We start from the raw sequence: 16704 nt of genomic DNA on the forward strand, positions 1-16704 counted from the left end.
GTCCCCCCACCGGACAGGCGCCGCGCTACGCCGATTCGCCCTCGCGCACCTCGTGGAAGGGCAGCATCGTCTCGAAGCCGAATTGGTGTTCCATGCTGGTACGGACCAGGCCGCCGATGGCGTAGTAGCTGGTATTGGCGTGTACATCGATGCCACAGGGACCATCCTCAGCCAGCAGGTGCAGTGTCTGCGCCCTACGCATCTTCACTCTCTCCTCCTGCAGCAGCGCGCGCCGGTGCCGCTTCATCAGCAGGCGCAGCTCTTTGATGGTGGTGATGTTGAATGCGGCGAGCACCGGCAGCAGCTCGGCGATATCCGCGTCGGTCCAACAGTCGTGGCGACGGTGATAGATCGACAGCACCACCTTGCGGATGGTGGCAACCGAGAGCGGGGTCTGGTCCGCGCGCGCACGGCCACGCTGGCGTTTGTTCTTCATGTGTGTCTTCACCTGCGTGTGATTACCCAAGTTTCCTGCATCCCGAAGCAAGCACGCGAAGACGGCGTGAAGGCATTCGAGTGCCCAGTCATAACTTGACGTACTAAGTGTTTGTGACGCAATTGGCACATCTGCAGATTGCTTGTGTGAAGAGGTAGGGGGTTGTTCGTTGTGTCGCGTTTGGCTCGTTGCGATGGGGCAGATCCGCCCCGCCGTCCTGCCATGCCGATTCACAACAGAAGGATTCGTGTATGAAGCGACACACGCAACGCTCCGCGCCACCGCGCTCCGCGCGCCTGGCCCTGGCCACTGCCCTTGTACTGGGCAGCCTGGCCGTCACCGCCCAGGCCCAGCAGGCCGATCCGCTGGCCGGACGCCAGTGGCATCTGCTCAACACCGGGCAGGCCGTACTGGGCGATACCCTGCCGGTGGCCGGCAACGATCTGAACGTGGATGGCCTGTTCCGCAATGGCATCCGTGGCCAGGGCGTCACCATCGCCATCGTCGATGACGGCCTGCAGATTGCCCACCCGGACCTTGCCGCCAACGTCGCGGCAGTCGCGGGCAAGAACTTCGCCAACCAGAGCAACAACCCCTCACCGTCCAATCCCGACCGCGACAATCACGGCACCATGGTCGGCGGCATCGCCGGTGCGGTGGGCGCCAACAACCTGGGCGTGCGCGGCGTAGCCTCGGCCGCCACGCTCAAGGGCTTCAACTTCCTGGCGTCCAATGCCCAGGGCAATTCGAATTCCAACATCGAGTACTCGTGGTGGGATGGCGCCGAGGTCGCCGACGTGCAGGTCTTCAACAACAGCTGGGGCTCCAGCCCGGGCAACCCGAGCCTGCCCCTGGCCTACAGCCAGAACGACATCACTGCCTATGAGCAGGCCATGTCCGGCACACGTGGCGGGCGCGGTGGCATCTACGTGAAAGCCGCTGGCAACAACCACGACAACGGGTACTGGCAAGATAACCTCGGCAATGGTTACGAAACCTGCTCGAATGACACCAAGAACCGCAACACCGGTTGCGTTCCGGCCGGCCGCGATCCACGCAACAACCTGTTCAACGTGATCACCGTGGGTGCGGTGCGCGCCGATGGCGTGCGCTCGTCCTACTCATCCACCGGTTCGGCGCTGTGGGTTTCCGCCTTCGGCGGCGAGAACGGCTGGCAGCGGCAGATCGTGCCGGGACAGCTGGCGATCCGTTACGACCCAGCCATCCTCACCACCGATGTCACCGGCTGCGCGCAGGGCAGCAACAAGAACGCGAGCCTGCGCAACACATTGGACGGCGACCAGTCGGCAATCGACAGCACCTGCAACTACACCGGAAAGATGAACGGTACCTCGGCGGCGACGCCGATGGTCTCGGGCGTGGCGGCATTGGTGCTTGAGACCAACCCGAACCTTTCCTACCGCGATGTGAAGTACATCCTGGCCACCACCGCCACCCGCAACGATCCGAATCGCGCCGCCGTGACACTGGCCGATGGACGCGTGCTGGTGCCGGGCTGGACAGTGAATGCCGCCGGCCGCGCCTACAGCAACTGGTACGGCTTCGGTGTGGTCAACGCTGCGCGTGCAGTGCAGGTCGCGGAGAACTTCCAGTCGCTGGGTGCACTGGTCGACAGCGGCTGGCGCACCACAACGCGCACCGTGGCCATCGGCAATACCTCGGCCGCTGCGGCGCGGCTGACTTTCCAGGTCGCCAATGGTGCGCGCAACATCGAGAGCGTGCAGCTGGGCTTCCGGGTGAACCACAGAAACACCCGCCAGCTGCAGTTCGTGCTGATCTCGCCCAGTGGCACGCGCAGCGTGGTGCAGCCGGCGTTCACCGGGATCGGTTCGGGCACCGGTGGGGTGCAGCGCAATTTCACCAACTGGGACCTGTTGTCCAGCAATGCCTTCCTGGATGAGAACGCCACGGGCACCTGGACGCTGGAAGTCACCGACCTGGGGCAGGCCGCGAATGCTGCATCGCGTGGCAACCTCGAATTCTTCAAGATCCGCGTTCTGGGGCACTGATGATGAAGACAACCATTCTGTTGAGCACCCTCGCCCTCGCGGCGATGACCACCACCGCCTGGGCCCAGAGCTCGGGCCAGACACCACCGGCGAAGACCTTGTCGACGGTAGACGCGCAGCAGTTGAAGGCGGAGGCCACTGGCCGTTCGTTCAATGTGGGCGGCTCCCGCTTCCAGCTGGCACCGTCGGCCAGCGTGCAGCAGGCCAGTGGCGGCCAGTTCAGGATCACGACCGGTGCTGATGCCAGCGCGGCAGCCGTCGGCACCCGCAGCAAGCGGTCCACGGATGCATCTACTGGCGTGGCCGCACGTGCGGATGCTGGTGCCAGCAAGTTTGCGGCCGCTGTCTCCAACGATGGCGCACCGGTAGTGGCGACCTCGCGGGTGAAGGTGTTCTTCACCGATGCGGCCTCGGCCCAGCGTGCAGCCACCGCTACCGGCGGCACCGTTGTGAAGGTGTCCAAGGCTGCCGGCCGCGCGATCGTCGAGTACCCGTCGGTGAACGCGGCGCTGGATGCCACCACCAAGCTGCTGTCGACCGCCGGCATCAAGGCGGCCGAGCCGGACGTGGTGCAGTGGGAAGAAACCAAGTAAGGCGTTGAGTGGTGCCCCGGCCGGCTGGCTCTCCTGGCCGGCCGGGGATTGATGGATGTGCCGACCAACGGTTGGCACCCACCGGATTCACGCATCGCGTGTCGACCAGGGTCGACACCTACCTGGGCGGCTCTACAGCTGTGCCAACCAAGGTTGGCACCTACCAACAGCAGATCCGGACGTGCCAACCCACCAGGAGCAGTGGTCGGCACACACCAGCGTCAGCGGGCGGCAAGCGTGTCGCTGTGCTTGAGGCTGCAGCTGGCCAGCGCGTCATTGCCTGCCGCCGGATGTGCCGGCTCCAGCAGCAGGCGCTGTACGTCGGAGAACAGCTTGTCCACCGGCATGCCGTAGGGCGCGAACAGGCGCAGGCGGCCCTGGCGATCGAACACGTAGCCACCGGCGATGTGGCTCATGGTGTAGGTATCCGGTACCTGGCCGGGCTCTTTCTCGTAGAACGCCTTGAAGTCACTGGCCATCGTGGCCAGCTGTGCTTCGTTGCCAACCAGGGCGATCGCCTTGGGGTCGAAGGCTTCCACATAGGTGCGCGCCACCTCCGGTGTATCACGCGCCGGGTCGACGCTGACGAACACCACCTGCAGCTGGTCGGCATCCTTGCCCATCAGGTGCTTCACCTGGCTCAGCTCGACCATCGTGGTCGGGCACACATCCGGGCAGCTGGTGAAGCCGAAGAACAGGTAGGTCACCTGCCCCTGCAGGTCCTTCGGGCCACGCACCGTGCCGTGGCTGTCGGGCATCGACCAGTGCTGGCCGAGCTCTTCGCAGGCGATGTCCTTGGAATAGAAGTCCATGCGCGACTGCGCACTGCAGCCGGCCAGCAGGCCGACAGCCAGGCCGGACAGCAGCGGCAGGCGGAAACGGGGAGAGAGCAACGAACGGGCAACAACGGCAAGACGCATCACGGGTACCACCAACGCAGGCGCGGGCGGGGTCTCGGTCAGGCCTGCCCTTGGGGGAAAAGAGGGCTGAGGTGCCGGGGTGATCGTGCGTTCCATGCCGATCACCCCGGCCACGGTCAGTTGATCATCATGTGGTAGTGCATGCTCCAGATGATCCACACCGACAGCGCGACGATGATGAACAGGATCACCAGGGTGAACACGAAGCTGGCCAGGTTCCAGCCACCTTCGGACTTGCGGTCCATGTGCAGGAAATAGACCAGCTGCACCAGGATCTGCGCCACCGCGAAGCCGACCAGCAGGAACAGCGTGAGTGGCCGCGACAGCACCGGGTTCATCACCAGCGCGAACGGCACCACGGTCAGCAGCGCGCACAGCACGAAGCCGATCAGGTAGGACTTGGTGGAGCCGTGCGCATTGCCGGCGCGCGAGGTTTCGACGTGGGCCATGTCAGAAGGCTCCGATCAGGTAGACGAAGGTGAAGACGCAGATCCACACCAGGTCCAGGAAGTGCCAGAACAGGCTCAGGCACGACACGCGGGTGATGTTGGTCGGGGTCAGGCCACGGCTGTAGACCTGGTGCATCACCACGGCCATCCAGATCAGGCCACTGGCTACGTGCAGGCCGTGGGTGGCAACCAGCGCGAAGAACGCCGACAGGTAGGCACTGGTGCTCGGGCCGGCACCTTCGTGGATCAGGTGCGAGAACTCATAGATCTCCATGCCGATGAACGAAGCGCCGAGCACGAAGGTCACGCCCAGCCAGCGCAGCACCGCCGATGCATCGTGGCGATGCATCGCCAGCACGGCCTGGCCGTAGGTGATGCTGGAGACCAGCAGCAGGAAGGTCTCGGCCATCACGAACGGCAGCGAGAACAGGTGCTTGCCGGTGGGGCCGCCGGCGTAGGCGGTGCTGAGCACCGCGTACGAGGCGAACAGCGAACCGAACAGCACCAGGTCGGACATGAGGTAGACCCACATGCCGAACACCTTCATGCCGCCCTGTTCGTGGCCGTGGTCGTGCTCGTGGTGGTCCTCGTGCGCCTGCGTGTCGCTGGCCAGCTCGGGGCGGGTCAACAGGTTCATGCGCGTACCTCCTTCAGCTTGGCAAGGTTGGCCGCTTCGGTGCGTGCCACCTCTTCGGAACTGACGTAGTAGTCCACGTCCTCGTCGTAGGACCGCACGATCAGGGTCACGATCATCGCGATGAAGCTGGCCGCAGCCATCCACCAGATGTGCCAGACCAGGGCGAAGCACAACACCAGGATCCAGATGTTGAGGATCAGCGGCACGCCGGTGTTCTTCGGCATGTGGATCGGCGCGTATTTCTTCGGCGGCGGCGGCAGGCCACGCTTCTTCGCTTCGTGGAAGGCGTCCAGCTCATCGGCCTTGGGCACCACGGCGAAGTTGTAGAACGGCGGCGGCGACGGCGTGGCCCATTCCAGCGTGCGTGCGTTCCACGGGTCGCCGGTCAGGTCCAGGTTGCGCTTGCGGTCGCGCACGCTCACGTAGATCTGCACCAGCATCAGGATGATGCCCGCGAACACGAACAGCGCACCGATGAAGGCGGCGATCAGGTACGGCGTCCATGCCGGGTTGTCGTACTGGTTCATGCGGCGGGTCATGCCCATGAAGCCCAGCATGTACAGCGGCATGAAGGCCAGGTAGAAGCCGATCACCCAGCACGCGAACGACCACTTGCCCAGGCGCTCGTTGAGAGTGAAGCCGAACACCTTCGGGAACCAGTAGGCGAAGCCGGCCAGGTAGCCGAACAGCGCGCCGCCGATGATGGTGTTATGGAAGTGCGCGACCAGGAACAGGCTGTTGTGCAGCAGGAAGTCCGCGCCCGGGATGGCCAGCAGCACGCCGGTCATGCCACCGATGGTGAAGGTGACCAGGAAGGCGATGGTCCACAGCATCGGTACGCTGAACTCGACACGGCCGCCGTACATGGTGAACAGCCAGGTGAAGATCTTCACGCCGGTGGGGATGGCGATGATCATCGTCATGATGCCGAAGAAGGCATTGACGCTGGCACCGGAGCCCATGGTAAAGAAGTGGTGCAGCCAGACGATGAACGACAGGATGCCGATTGCCAGCGTGGCGCCGACCATCGACTTGTAGCCGAACAGCTTCTTGCGCGCGAACGTGGCGGTCACTTCGGAGAAGATGCCGAACGCCGGCAGCACCAGGATGTACACCTCCGGATGGCCCCAGGCCCACACCAGGTTCACGTACATCATCGGGTTGCCACCCAATGTGTTGGTGTAGAAGTTGAAGTCCAGGTAGCGATCCAGGGTGAGCGCGCCCAGCGCCACGGTCAGGATCGGGAAGGCGGCGATGATGATCACGCTGGTGACCAGCACGGTCCAGGTGAACACCGGCATCTTCATCAGGGTCATGCCCGGCGCACGCATGCGCAGGATGGTGATGAACAGGTTGACGCCGGTCAGCAAGGTGCCGATGCCCGAAGCCTGCAACGCCCATATGTAGTAGTCCACGCCGACGCCTGGACTGAACTCGATGCCCGACAGCGGCGGATAGGCCACCCAGCCGGTCATGGCGAATTCGCCAACGCCCAGCGAGATCATCATCAGCGCCGCGCCGACCACGAAGATCCAGAAGCTGAAGGCGTTGAGGAACGGGAACGCCATGTCGCGCGCACCGATCTGCAGCGGCACGATGATGTTCATCAGGCCGACCACGAAGGGGGTGGCCACGAAGAAGATCATGATCACGCCGTGCGCGGTGAAGATCTGGTCGTAGTGCTCGGGCGGCAGGAAACCGTCACTGCCCGGCCCGGCCGCGGCCAGCTGTGCGCGCATCATCAGCGCGTCGGCAAAGCCGCGCACCAGCATGACCAGCGCCACCACCACGTACATGATGCCGATCTTCTTGTGGTCCACGGTGGTGAACCAGTCGCGCCACAGCGGGCCCCACAGCTTGAAGTACGTCACTGCGCCAAGCAGCGCGAGGCCACCCAGCACCATGGCCGCCAATGTGACCACGACGATCGGCTCGTGCAGCGGCACGGCCTCCCACGTCAATTTACCCAACATGTTCGTTACTCCTGGGAAACCTGGGCACCACCGGCAGCGCCCGCCGGGGTAGCAGCAGCGGTGTTCTCACCGACGCCGATGAACTGGTCGATGACCTTCTTGAACAGCAGCGGTTCAACACTGGAGAAGTGCTGCACCGGTGCGTTCTTCGATGGCGCGGCCAGCGCCTTGAACTGCGTGAAGCTGAGCGCGTCGGGCGCGCTGCGCACCTCGGCCACCCAGCGCTCGAAGTCTTCGTTGCTGCTGGCAGTGGCGATGAACTTCATGTTCGAGAAGCCATGCCCGCTGTAGTTGCCGGACATGCCGCGGAACTGGCCCGGCTCGTTGGCGATCAGGTGCAGCTGCGTGCGCATGCCGGCCATCGCGTAGATCTGCCCACCCAGCTGCGGGATGAAGAAGGTATTCATCGTCGAGTTGGAGGTGATGTTGAATGCCAGCGGGCGGTTGGCCGGGAAGTTGAGCTGGTTGACCGTGGCGATGCCCAGGTCCGGGTACACGAACACCCACTTCCAGTCGGTGGCGATCACGTCCACGTGCAGCGGCTCACCGGCCACGTCCAGCGGCTTGTAGGGGTCCAGTTCGTGGGTGGACTTCCACACGATCACCGCCAGCACCGCGATGATGATCAGCGGCACGCCCCAGACCACGATCTCCACCTTGGTGGAGTGCGACCAGTCCGGCGTGTATTTCGCTTTGGTGTTGCCGGCGCGGTAGCGCCACGCGAACACGAAGGTCAGCACGATGGCCGGTATCACCACGATCAGCATCAGGCCGATGCAGATCAGGATCAGGTCGCGCTGGGCGAGCCCGACCATGCCCTTCGAATCCAGCAGCACCCAGTCACAGCCCGACAGGCCGACGCAGGCCAGGGCGACCAGCGCCAGGCGGATGCGGTTCCAGCAGATATTCATTGGAGGTCAACCCTGTTGAAGAAGCGCGCTTGACCGGCTCGCCTGCGCGCAGCGCCCGGGCGTGGAGCGGCTACACTGTGGGTACGAGGTCGCCTACAAGCAGGCGAACCACTCCAATCAAGCCCATACAAGATACAGCATTGTATGGACTTGTGCATCTGCACGTATGGAAAAATCTGACCGATGACGCCACCTGCCGCCGGCCGCCGCCTGAAACACCCCAATCGCACCTGGGTCCGCCCCTTCCGCGAGGGCGCCGGCCCGCTGTACCTGCAGATTGCCCAGCAGGTGCGCGAGGCAGTGGATGACGGCGTGCTGCGCCCGGGCGACCGCCTGCCGCCACAACGCGACCTGGCCCAGCAAGTGGGCGTGGACCTGACCACGGTCACCCGCGCCTTTGCCGAACTGCGCCAGGCCGGCCTGCTCGACGCGCAGGGCGCGGGCGGCACCTTCATCGCGCTGTCGGCCGGCAACCGCAGCACCTCGGTCGACCTGAGCATGAACATCCCGCCGCTGCTGGGCAGCGCGCCGTTCGCACAGGGCATGGAGGCCGGCTTCCAGCACGTGGGCCAGCAGCTGGGCCAGGGCGAACTGATGAGCTACCACGTCGGCGCCGGTACCCGCGAGGACCGCGCCGCCGCCGTACAGTGGCTGGCACCGATGCTGGGTGCGATCGGCACCGACCAGGTGGTGATCTGCCCCGGTGCGCAGACCGCGCTGTGCGCATTGATCCTGGCCCGCACCCAGCCGGGCGAGCTGATCGCCGCCGAACAGCTGACCTACCCAGGCCTGCTGGCCGCCGCGCGCGTGCTGCAGCGGGGCGTGGTGCCGGTGGCGATGGACGCCGAAGGCATGCTGCCCGAGGCTCTGGAAGAAGCCTGCCAGCTGCGCCGCCCGCGCCTGCTGTACCTGGTGCCGACCATCCAGAACCCCACCACGGCAACGATGTCGGCTCAGCGCCGGCAGGCCCTGCTGGATGTCGCCAAGCGCCACGATCTGACCGTTATCGAAGACGATCCCTACTGGTTGCTGGCCGGGGACGCCGCGCCGCCGCTGGCCGCGCATCGCGACGCCGGCTGCCCTGTCTACTACATCTCCACCCTGTCCAAGTGCCTGGCGCCCGGCCTGCGCACCGCCTACCTGGTGGTGCCGGCCGGCGAACCGATGGAACCCGTGCTGGACGCCCTGCGCGCGATCGCCCTGATGCCGACGCAGTCGATGGTGGCGGTGGCCTCGCAGTGGATCCGCAGTGGCCAGGCCCAGGACATGGTGCAGCGCTTCCAGCAGGAACTGCGCGAGCGCCAGGCCATTGCCGCCCGATATCTGCCCGCCCGTGCCCAGGCCCATCCGGCCGGCCTGCACGTGTGGCTGCCGTTGCCGCCACGGCTGGACCAGTACCGGCTGATCCAGGCCGCGCAGGAGCAAGGGCTGGGCATCGCCAGCTCCGACGCCTTCAGCGTGGAGGAGCCGCCACCGGGCAACGCGATCCGCCTGTCGCTGGGCGGCGCGGTCGACCAGGGCGCGCTGGCCGGGGCGCTGGCGAAGCTGAATGAGATCCTGTCTGAAGCGCCCGAGGCCCGGCACAGCGCCATTGTCTGAGTCATCCACGTGGCACGACATCCATACAAGGTGATATTTTGTATGCAATGTATGGATGAAGGGACGTGCATCGATGCGCGCCGAGAAACTGAAGTTCCACCTGGTGATGGCCGGTTGCGGCGGCTTTGTCGTGCTGATGCTGGCCGCGCTGGCCTGGGTCTGCCTGCAGCCGCAGACCGTGGACGTGCAGGCCGCCGAGCGCCACGCCATCGAGCAGTGCGTGCAGCGCAGCGAGGATCCGTCGCGTAGCGAGATCCAGCGCCGCGCGCAGGCCGATTCCTGCCGCGAGATGCGCAAGCAGTACGTGCACAAGTTCGGCCGGGAAGACTCCTGATGGGCGCAGCCGCGCCGTGCCGCCGCTTGCTGCTGCCGACGATGATCGCCCTCGCCTGCCTGTTCATGGCAGGCGTGGCGGCTGCACTGTGGCAGTACTTCGGCTACAGCGCGCAATCCACGTTCACCGAACAGGCCATCGTCTTCGACGACTCGCAACTGCGCCTGCCAGCCGATCTGGCCGGTGATACCGGCCGCATCCGCGTGGTGCATTTCTGGGACCCGGCATGTGCGGTCTGCAACCGGGAGACCGGTGCACACCTGAGCTACCTGATCAGCATGTACCGCCGCGCCGGCATCGACTTCTACGCGATCCGCCGCCCTGGCACGCAGGGCGAACTGCCCGAGCCGCTGCGCAACAAGGTGATCAACCTGCCGACCATCGACGGCATCGAGCACATCCCGGCCAGCCCTGCGGTGGCGATCTGGGACCGGCAGGGCCATCTGGCCTACGCCGGGCCGTACAGCATCGGCATGGTCTGCAACTCGGCCAACAGCTTCGTCGAACCGCTGCTGGACAGACTGGTGCGCGGTGAAACCGTGCGCCCCAAAGGACTGCTTGCCGTGGGCTGCTACTGCCCGTGGCAGGCCAAGCGCTGAGGACGCGCAATGACATCACTGGCTCTGGGTGGCGCGACCGCCGCAAACAACAACGGCGGTCACCTGTCCGAACCGACCGATGGTTATGGACAGGCTCCCGCCGTTGGAAGCAACGATACGCCCCGACATGCTCCGTACATGCCGCGACCGGATGTCGCAGCGCGCGAGTGGGTGCAGGACGTGCTCGCGCACAGCGGGCCGATCTACCTGCGCATCGTCAACTCACTGGAACGCACGGTGCGTCGCGGTGGCCTCGCCCCCGGCCAGCGCCTGCCCTCGCAGCGTGCGTTGGCGCAGCAACTGGGCATTGACCTGACCACGGTCACCCGCGCCTTCGATGAAGCACGCAAGCGTGGCCTGATCGAAGCGCGCGGACCGCAGGGCAGTTTCATCGCACCGCCCAAGGCCGGCTTCGACCAGGTGGTGGACCTGAGCATGAACGTGCCGCCGGTGCCTGATGCCGACGCGCTGGCGGAGACGCTGCGCCGTGGTGCCGCCGCCGTGCTTGCGCGCAGCAACGCACCGAACCTGATGACCTATCACCTGGGTGGCGGCAACCCCACTGATCGCCATGCCGCGGCACGCTGGCTGCAGCCGATGCTCGGCGCGGTGGATGACGACTGCCTGCTGCTGACCGAAGGCGCGCAGGTGGCGTTGGCCGCTATCCTGGTCAGCCAGGGACGCGATGGCGATACGATCCTGTGCGATGCGCTGGTCTATCCGGGGCTGCTGCAGGCCGCAGCGGCGCTGAGACGTCGGCTGCTGCCGGTGGACAGCGACGAACACGGCATGTGCCCTGAAGCGCTGGCAAGGCAGGTGCGTGACAGCGGCGCGCGGCTGGTCTATCTCAACCCCACCTGCCAGAACCCGACCGCGCTGACCCTGCCGCTGCAGCGGCGCGAGGCACTGGCGCGGGTGCTGGAACGCGAAGGATTGCTGGCGATCGAGGATGATCCGTACTGGCACCTTGCCGAGGACGCGCCAACACCGCTGGCGACACTGGCGCCACGCCATGTGTTCTACGTGGCAACGCTGTCGAAGGTGATCAGCCCCGGCCTGCGTACTGCCTTCGTGCACTGCCCAGGCGCCGCACACGCCGAGGCGATGACAGCCGCGCTGCGGGCAACGCGGTTGATGGGCCATCCGCTGGTGTCGGCGCTGGCCAGCCAGCTGCTGCTGGATGGCTCGGCACAGTCGCTGCTGGCGCAGGTACGCAGCGAGGCACGTGAGCGCATGCGGATGGCGCGGTACCTGCTGGCGCCGTCGCTGCTGCAGCGTGCCGAGGGCCTGCATGCCTGGTGCCGGATACCGGCGCCGTGGACCGATGCGACCCTGGTGCGTATCGCTCAGCTGCAGGGGCTGGCGATCGCACCGTCATCGGCATTCTGCCCGCCAGGCGTGTCGCACCCGAATGGCGTGCGGCTGTCGCTGGGGCTGGCAGCGGACCGCAGGCAGCTGGAAAGCGCGTTGCGTCGGATCGACAGGCTGCTGTTGTCTGATGCGTTGCCGGCGATTGATCGGTAGCGCCGGGCCATGCCCGGCGGAATCAGGGATCGCCCCGGTAGATCCACGCCATGCGCGGATGGAATGTGCCAACCAAGGTTGGCACCCACCAGACCGGCCGAGGTTAGGTAGCGCCGGGCCATGCCCGGCGGAAGATTCCCCGGCACGGTCGGAACGTGCCAACCAAGGTTGGCACCTACCAGCGCGGGGTCAGGCCAGGGCAGAGAGGGCCTGCACCAGCGCATCCATCTGCGCCGGCCGGGTGAACACCGACGGCGTCACCCGTACACAGGCACCCGATTCCAGGCCATCGCGATACGTGGTGAAAATCCGATGTTCATCCAACAGGCGCTTCTGCAGTGCCTGGTTCTGTTCCACCGAGGTATGGCCGCGCAGGCGGAAACTGGCCAATGCACTGGCCAGCGCCGGGTCCGGCGAAGACAGTACTTCGATATGCGCCATCTGCCGCGCAGGCACCGTCCAGCGCTCGCGAAGAAAGCGCAGGCGCGCCTGCTTGTTGGCCACGCCGATACGCTGGTGCAATGCGATCGCTTCCGGCAGCGCCAGGTAAGCCGCGAAGTTGACCGTGCCGGTGTGCACGCGGCTGCCGACACGGCCATCGTCGGTCTCGCCCATGTACGGATCCAGGTCCGTCACGCGTCCCTTGCGCACGTACATTGCGCCGACACCGACCGGCGCGCCGATCCACTTGTGCAGGTTGATGCCGACGAAATCAGACTTCAGCTGCGGCACCGCATAGTCGATCTGGCCGAACCCGTGCGCGGCATCGACGATCACATCGATACCGCGCGCACATGCACGTTCGGCAATCTCGGCCACCGGCAGCACCAGCCCGTGCCGATGGCTGACCTGGGTCAGCAGCACCAGCTTCAACCGTGGCAACCGCGCGAATGCGGTCTCGTAGGCCTGCACGATCTGCGCGTGGTCGGGCACCGGCGGCAGCGCGATGTGCTCGACCTGCACGCCACGACGCTGCTGCAGCCAGCGCATCGCGCCGATCATGCTGTCGTAGTCGATATCGGCATACAGCACCTGGTCGCCGGGCTGCAGGCGGTTGTAGCCGCCAATCAACGCCAGCATCGCCTCGGTGGCCCCCCGCGTCAGTGCGATCTCATCAGCACCCACACCCAGCAGCTCGGCCACCTGCCGCTGTACCGCCATGTACTGCGCCGGAAACGCGCGGCGCCCATACCAGGCATTGCCACGGTTCACCTCGGCGGTATGGCGCTGATAGCTGGCCAGCGTCTCGTGCCCCATCGCGCCCCAGTAGCCGTTCTCCAGATGGTTCACTTCGTCGGTGATGTCGAAGTGGCTGGCCACGGCGGCCCAATGGTTTTCATCGCGGGCCAGTACTTCCGGCGCCACGGTCGTCGCGGGAATCTCCATCGGCGAAGCGTAACGCGCAGCGGCGCTGGCCGGCAGTGAAGGCAGCGCCGCTGCGGCCGGCAGCAATGCACCGGCGCGCAGCAGGGAACGACGACGAGCGTCCATCAGAAGGTCAGCCGGTACTGCGCGTACAGGTTGGCACCGTCGGTGTCGTACGGCGCGTTGCGCGAGTAGACCAGGCCACGGCTGGCCTGGAACGTGGCCTCATCCGGGTAGCGATCGAACACATTGTCGGCGCCCACGCGCAGGCTGTGGTGCTCGTTGATGCGATAGCCCACGGCCAGGTCGAGGAAGCTCATCGCACCGAAGCGCTGGTAGATGTCGCCCACCGCGTTGCCGCTGGAATCGGTCCAGGCGCCGTAGTAGCGCATGCGCGCCATCAGCGACCAGGCGCCGATGTCCCAGCTGCCGGTCAGACTGCCCTTGTGCTCGGGCAGGCGGTCCTCGAACAGCACGCGCTGGGTTTCGTTGGTGGCCACCGAGGTGCTGCCGTTGTCCACACGGGTGCGGTTGTAGTTGTAGGCCAGGGTCAGCGTCATGCGGCCGGCGCCGAGATCGCGCAGGTAGTTTCCAACCACGTCCACGCCGGTGGTGGTGGTATCGAAGTCGTTGGTGAAGTAGTTCACCGAGGTGTAGCCCAGTGGATTGGGCGTACCGGCCGGAATGGCGAAGCTGGCCGACTGGCTGAAGCGATCGGTGAGCTTGATCTGGTAGACGTCCACCGAGCCGGACAGGCCGAGGTCGGTGCGCCAGGTCAGGCCCAGCGAGGCGGTACGCGATTCTTCCGGCTTCAGCGGCTTGGCACCGAGCAGCTGCGCCAGCGGATCGTTCGGCGACAGGCGGCCACTGGTGAAGATCTGCAGCGTGCGCGTGTCCAGGCCCTGGCTGGTGCTGGTGGTGTTGAGCTGCGCCGGCGTCGGTGCGCGGAAGCCGGTCGACACGGTGCCGCGCAGGGCCACGTCCGGGGTGATCGCAAAGCGCGCCGACAGCTTGCCATCCAGCGTGCTGCCGAAGCTGGAGAAGTCCTCGTAGCGGCTGGCCGCGCCGATGCTCCAGCGCTCGCCCAGCGGCACTTCCATGTCCACGTAGGCGGCCTTGCTGCGCTGGCTCCACTGCCCGGCCTGGCTGGCCGAGAAGCCGGGCGCACCATTGGAATTGGCCTCCAGGCCAGCGGCCGCGCCCGGGCCCACCGCGTACGAGGCCGGATCACCGGCGCGCACCTGGTAGGTTTCCTGGCGGAACTCGCCACCAAAGGCGACGTTGATCGGCTTGGACAGCGCCGCCACGTCCCACTCGTAGTTGAAGTCGGCGTTGGCGTTCTTCTCGGTCTGGGTCAGGCGGCCGAGATCGAACGCGGTGGGGCTGGCCGGGCCGAGCGAGGCATTGATCGAGTTCTTCAGACTGTAGTCGATGGCGTTGCGACCATACGAAGCACTGACATCCCAGCGCAGCTTCGGCGTGATCTCACCGCGCAGGCCGCCGACCAGCTGCAGATCGTTCTGCACATTGCCGTACTGCGGGCTGAAGCCCACCGGATACAGCGAGCGCAGGTTCCAGCCGGGGAAGATCGTGGTGGTGCGGTAGGCACCGGTCGTGGTATCCGGGTTTCGCCAGTTGAAATCGCTGACGCCGTCGCTGTGGCTGTACAGGCCGAACGCATACAGCTCCAGTGTGTCGCTGGCGTTGGCCTTCACGTTGAAGCCGACGCGGCGGCTTTCCAGTTCCGGCTGGCCCCAGCGCTGCACCGGGTTGGGTACCTCCAGCTCGGGATGCGCGGCCTGGAACGCGATGGCATCCGGGCGCTGGCGGGTGCGCGAGGTGGCATCGGAATTGGACGATTCGGCGAACAGCACCAGGCTGCCGTAGTCACCCAGCGACCAGCCGGTGCGCGCACTGAAGTCGCGCGAGGCACCATCGCCCTGCGCATACTGCGAGTAACCGGCGGTGATCTCGGCGCCGGGGCCGTCTTCGAGAATGATGTTGATGACGCCGGCGATGGCATCCGAGCCGTACTGCGCCGAAGCACCATCACGCAGCACTTCGATGCGCTTGATCGCACTGGTCGGAATCTGCGCCAGGTCGGCGGCCTGCGCGCCGCGGTTGCCGAGCAGCGCACTGCGGTGGAAGCGGCGACCGTTGACCAGCACCAGGGTCTGGTCCGGCGACAGCCCGCGCAGGGTGGCCGGGCGCACGAACACCTGGCCATCGGCCATCGGCAGGCGCTGCACCACGAACGACGGCACCAGCTGCGCCAGCACGTCCTTCAGGTCGGTGGATTCAACGGACTTGATGTCTTCCTTGGTGAACACATCCACCGGCGCCAGCGTTTCGAACTGGGTGCGGTTGGAGGCCCGGGTGCCGGTGACCAGCATCGCATCGAGCTGGGTGGGCACGGCGCGGCTGCCACTGCTGGCATCGACCGCATCGGCCTCCGCTGCGATCGCGCCTCCTGCGCTGGCCATGGAAAGGGCAAGGAGGATGGAACGCGAAAGCTTCGAACGATGCACGGCAGGGCTCCGGGAGGACACGACAGGGCCAGTACCTGTGCGGACACAACAGGTCTGGACAAGGCGCGCAGTCTCGGCGCGATCTGTGAAGGAGGCATGACGTCAGTGCGACAGCTTGATGCGCGATCGCGCATCGGTGCGAAAGGCATCCACGCATGGCGTGGATCTACTGGCAGGTCCCGCATGTGCCGGCCCAGGCCGGAGTAGTAGATCCACGCCATGCGTGGATGAGCGTTGGCGCCTCGCGGTGTGGGGGCTAGCCCGTGCCCTTGCCTCCGAAGCCAAGGCGGGCCGGACGTGCCGTCCGCAGTGGAAAGAACAACATGCCAATGGACACCATCTGGAAGGGCGTGAACAGGAACCAGATGTTGTCGGTGCCCACAGCCAGGATGTTGAAGTCGAGATCGCCGATCCACTCCAGCCGCAGCAGCACTGTCACCAGTCCTCCAATGGTCGGAACCGGCAGAACGCCGTGACCGGCCAGCATCAATGTCGGTGTCAGCAGCCCGGCCAGGAGCGCGAAGCCGGCGCGGTACACCCAGGCATTGCCCTTCCAGCACGGCGCGCAGCGCCACATCAGCAGCAGCAATGCCAGCGTCAACAGCCAGGGCAACAGCCACTGTTCAAGCACCATGTCCATCATCGGCTCGGGTCCACAGGCCTGGCATCCCACGTCGTCGATCGCATGCCCCTTGCCTCCCACCTTCATCCATGGTGCGGGCATTGTTGCCGGTATGCAGGCACACGCAAAGCCCAGCCAGCGCAAGAACTGCTAAACGCCGTGACTGCCGATCCGCTACTGTGCC

At 65.9% G+C, this 16704-nt stretch carries 15 protein-coding genes; 6 read left to right on the forward strand and 9 right to left on the reverse strand.

Annotated elements, in window-relative coordinates:
• Nucleotides 1-25 precede the first annotated feature (25 nt).
• Complete coding sequence (locus QP552_RS19540; RefSeq protein ID WP_286074425.1) at nucleotides 26-436, reverse strand: hypothetical protein; 411 nt, start codon at nucleotides 434-436, stop codon at nucleotides 26-28.
• A gap of 251 nt (nucleotides 437-687) precedes the next feature.
• On the opposite strand from QP552_RS19540, the gene QP552_RS19545 reads away from it, so the two are divergent.
• Nucleotides 688-2466 (forward strand): S8 family serine peptidase, encoded by a 1779-nt coding sequence (locus QP552_RS19545; RefSeq protein ID WP_286074426.1) that lies wholly within the window; start codon nucleotides 688-690, stop codon nucleotides 2464-2466.
• Nucleotides 2466-3059 (forward strand): DNA breaking-rejoining protein, encoded by a 594-nt coding sequence (locus tag QP552_RS19550; RefSeq protein WP_345782969.1) that lies wholly within the window; start codon nucleotides 2466-2468, stop codon nucleotides 3057-3059. Before QP552_RS19545 ends, QP552_RS19550 begins: the two co-directional genes overlap by 1 nt.
• Before the next feature lie 221 nt (nucleotides 3060-3280).
• On the opposite strand, the gene QP552_RS19555 is transcribed toward QP552_RS19550, so the two are convergent.
• From QP552_RS19555 to cyoA, 5 genes are all read right to left on the reverse strand, one after another.
• Nucleotides 3281-3979, reverse strand: a complete 699-nt coding sequence (locus QP552_RS19555; protein WP_286074428.1) for an SCO family protein — start codon at nucleotides 3977-3979, stop codon at nucleotides 3281-3283.
• Nucleotides 3980-4095: 116 nt separating this feature from the next.
• Nucleotides 4096-4428, reverse strand: coding sequence for a cytochrome o ubiquinol oxidase subunit IV (cyoD, locus tag QP552_RS19560; protein ID WP_005411473.1), 333 nt, complete (start codon nucleotides 4426-4428; stop codon nucleotides 4096-4098).
• Nucleotide 4429: 1 nt separating this feature from the next.
• A complete protein-coding gene (gene cyoC, locus QP552_RS19565) occupies nucleotides 4430-5065 on the reverse strand; it encodes a cytochrome o ubiquinol oxidase subunit III (RefSeq protein WP_286074430.1) in 636 nt (211 codons plus the stop codon).
• Nucleotides 5062-7038 carry a cytochrome o ubiquinol oxidase subunit I gene (cyoB, locus tag QP552_RS19570; RefSeq protein WP_006474876.1) on the reverse strand — a complete coding sequence of 659 codons (1977 nt, stop codon included), beginning with the start codon at nucleotides 7036-7038 and terminating at the stop codon, nucleotides 5062-5064. The genes cyoC and cyoB overlap by 4 nt, the downstream gene beginning before the upstream one ends.
• A 5-nt stretch (nucleotides 7039-7043) precedes the next feature.
• Nucleotides 7044-7949: a ubiquinol oxidase subunit II gene (gene cyoA / locus QP552_RS19575; protein WP_010482114.1), complete on the reverse strand. Its 906-nt coding sequence runs from the start codon at nucleotides 7947-7949 to the stop codon at nucleotides 7044-7046.
• Nucleotides 7950-8132: 183 nt separating this feature from the next.
• Here cyoA and QP552_RS19580 point away from each other — a divergent pair, with 183 nt between their 5' ends.
• From QP552_RS19580 to QP552_RS19595, 4 genes are read left to right on the forward strand one after another with little or no spacing between them, the layout of a single operon-like run.
• Entirely contained in the window at nucleotides 8133-9548 is a 1416-nt protein-coding gene (locus tag QP552_RS19580; protein ID WP_111112159.1) for a PLP-dependent aminotransferase family protein, read from the forward strand.
• A gap of 55 nt (nucleotides 9549-9603) precedes the next feature.
• Nucleotides 9604-9882 (forward strand): hypothetical protein, encoded by a 279-nt coding sequence (locus QP552_RS19585; protein ID WP_005414763.1) that lies wholly within the window; start codon nucleotides 9604-9606, stop codon nucleotides 9880-9882.
• On the forward strand, nucleotides 9882-10481 hold the full coding sequence (locus tag QP552_RS19590; protein WP_286074431.1) for a DUF6436 domain-containing protein: 600 nt from the start codon (nucleotides 9882-9884) through the stop codon (nucleotides 10479-10481). The genes QP552_RS19585 and QP552_RS19590 overlap by 1 nt, the downstream gene beginning before the upstream one ends.
• 9 nt (nucleotides 10482-10490) lie before the next feature.
• On the forward strand, nucleotides 10491-12005 hold the full coding sequence (locus tag QP552_RS19595; protein ID WP_286074432.1) for a PLP-dependent aminotransferase family protein: 1515 nt from the start codon (nucleotides 10491-10493) through the stop codon (nucleotides 12003-12005).
• Nucleotides 12006-12194: 189 nt separating this feature from the next.
• Here the strand turns inward: QP552_RS19595 and QP552_RS19600 are convergent, their stop codons facing one another.
• The 3 genes from QP552_RS19600 to QP552_RS19610 form a co-directional block, all read right to left on the reverse strand.
• Complete coding sequence (locus tag QP552_RS19600; RefSeq protein ID WP_286074433.1) at nucleotides 12195-13496, reverse strand: aminotransferase class V-fold PLP-dependent enzyme; 1302 nt, start codon at nucleotides 13494-13496, stop codon at nucleotides 12195-12197.
• The gene (locus QP552_RS19605; protein ID WP_286074434.1) at nucleotides 13496-15898 is read right to left on the reverse strand and encodes a TonB-dependent receptor; all 2403 of its coding nucleotides are present in this window, start codon (nucleotides 15896-15898) and stop codon (nucleotides 13496-13498) included. The genes QP552_RS19600 and QP552_RS19605 overlap by 1 nt, the downstream gene beginning before the upstream one ends.
• A gap of 256 nt (nucleotides 15899-16154) precedes the next feature.
• Nucleotides 16155-16541, reverse strand: a complete 387-nt coding sequence (locus QP552_RS19610) for a hypothetical protein (RefSeq protein ID WP_111112164.1) — start codon at nucleotides 16539-16541, stop codon at nucleotides 16155-16157.
• Nucleotides 16542-16704 lie beyond the last annotated feature (163 nt).

Source organism: Stenotrophomonas sp. 59, from assembly GCF_030291095.1.
Classification (GTDB): Bacteria; Pseudomonadota; Gammaproteobacteria; order Xanthomonadales; family Xanthomonadaceae; genus Stenotrophomonas; species Stenotrophomonas maltophilia_Q.

Excerpts from the sequence above, each read along its gene's own strand:
- QP552_RS19540 (WP_286074425.1), bottom strand. The coding sequence starts at position 436 with ATGAAGAACAAACGCCAGCGTGGCCGTGCGCGCGCGGACCAGACCCCG.
- QP552_RS19545 (WP_286074426.1), top strand. The coding sequence starts at position 688 with ATGAAGCGACACACGCAACGCTCCGCGCCACCGCGCTCCGCGCGCCTG.
- QP552_RS19550 (WP_345782969.1), top strand. The coding sequence starts at position 2,466 with ATGATGAAGACAACCATTCTGTTGAGCACCCTCGCCCTCGCGGCGATG.
- QP552_RS19555 (WP_286074428.1), bottom strand. The coding sequence starts at position 3,979 with ATGCGTCTTGCCGTTGTTGCCCGTTCGTTGCTCTCTCCCCGTTTCCGC.
- cyoD (WP_005411473.1), bottom strand. The coding sequence starts at position 4,428 with ATGGCCCACGTCGAAACCTCGCGCGCCGGCAATGCGCACGGCTCCACC.
- cyoC (WP_286074430.1), bottom strand. The coding sequence starts at position 5,065 with ATGAACCTGTTGACCCGCCCCGAGCTGGCCAGCGACACGCAGGCGCAC.
- cyoB (WP_006474876.1), bottom strand. The coding sequence starts at position 7,038 with ATGTTGGGTAAATTGACGTGGGAGGCCGTGCCGCTGCACGAGCCGATC.
- cyoA (WP_010482114.1), bottom strand. The coding sequence starts at position 7,949 with ATGAATATCTGCTGGAACCGCATCCGCCTGGCGCTGGTCGCCCTGGCC.
- QP552_RS19580 (WP_111112159.1), top strand. The coding sequence starts at position 8,133 with ATGACGCCACCTGCCGCCGGCCGCCGCCTGAAACACCCCAATCGCACC.
- QP552_RS19585 (WP_005414763.1), top strand. The coding sequence starts at position 9,604 with ATGAAGGGACGTGCATCGATGCGCGCCGAGAAACTGAAGTTCCACCTG.
- QP552_RS19590 (WP_286074431.1), top strand. The coding sequence starts at position 9,882 with ATGGGCGCAGCCGCGCCGTGCCGCCGCTTGCTGCTGCCGACGATGATC.
- QP552_RS19595 (WP_286074432.1), top strand. The coding sequence starts at position 10,491 with ATGACATCACTGGCTCTGGGTGGCGCGACCGCCGCAAACAACAACGGC.
- QP552_RS19600 (WP_286074433.1), bottom strand. The coding sequence starts at position 13,496 with ATGGACGCTCGTCGTCGTTCCCTGCTGCGCGCCGGTGCATTGCTGCCG.
- QP552_RS19610 (WP_111112164.1), bottom strand. The coding sequence starts at position 16,541 with ATGATGGACATGGTGCTTGAACAGTGGCTGTTGCCCTGGCTGTTGACG.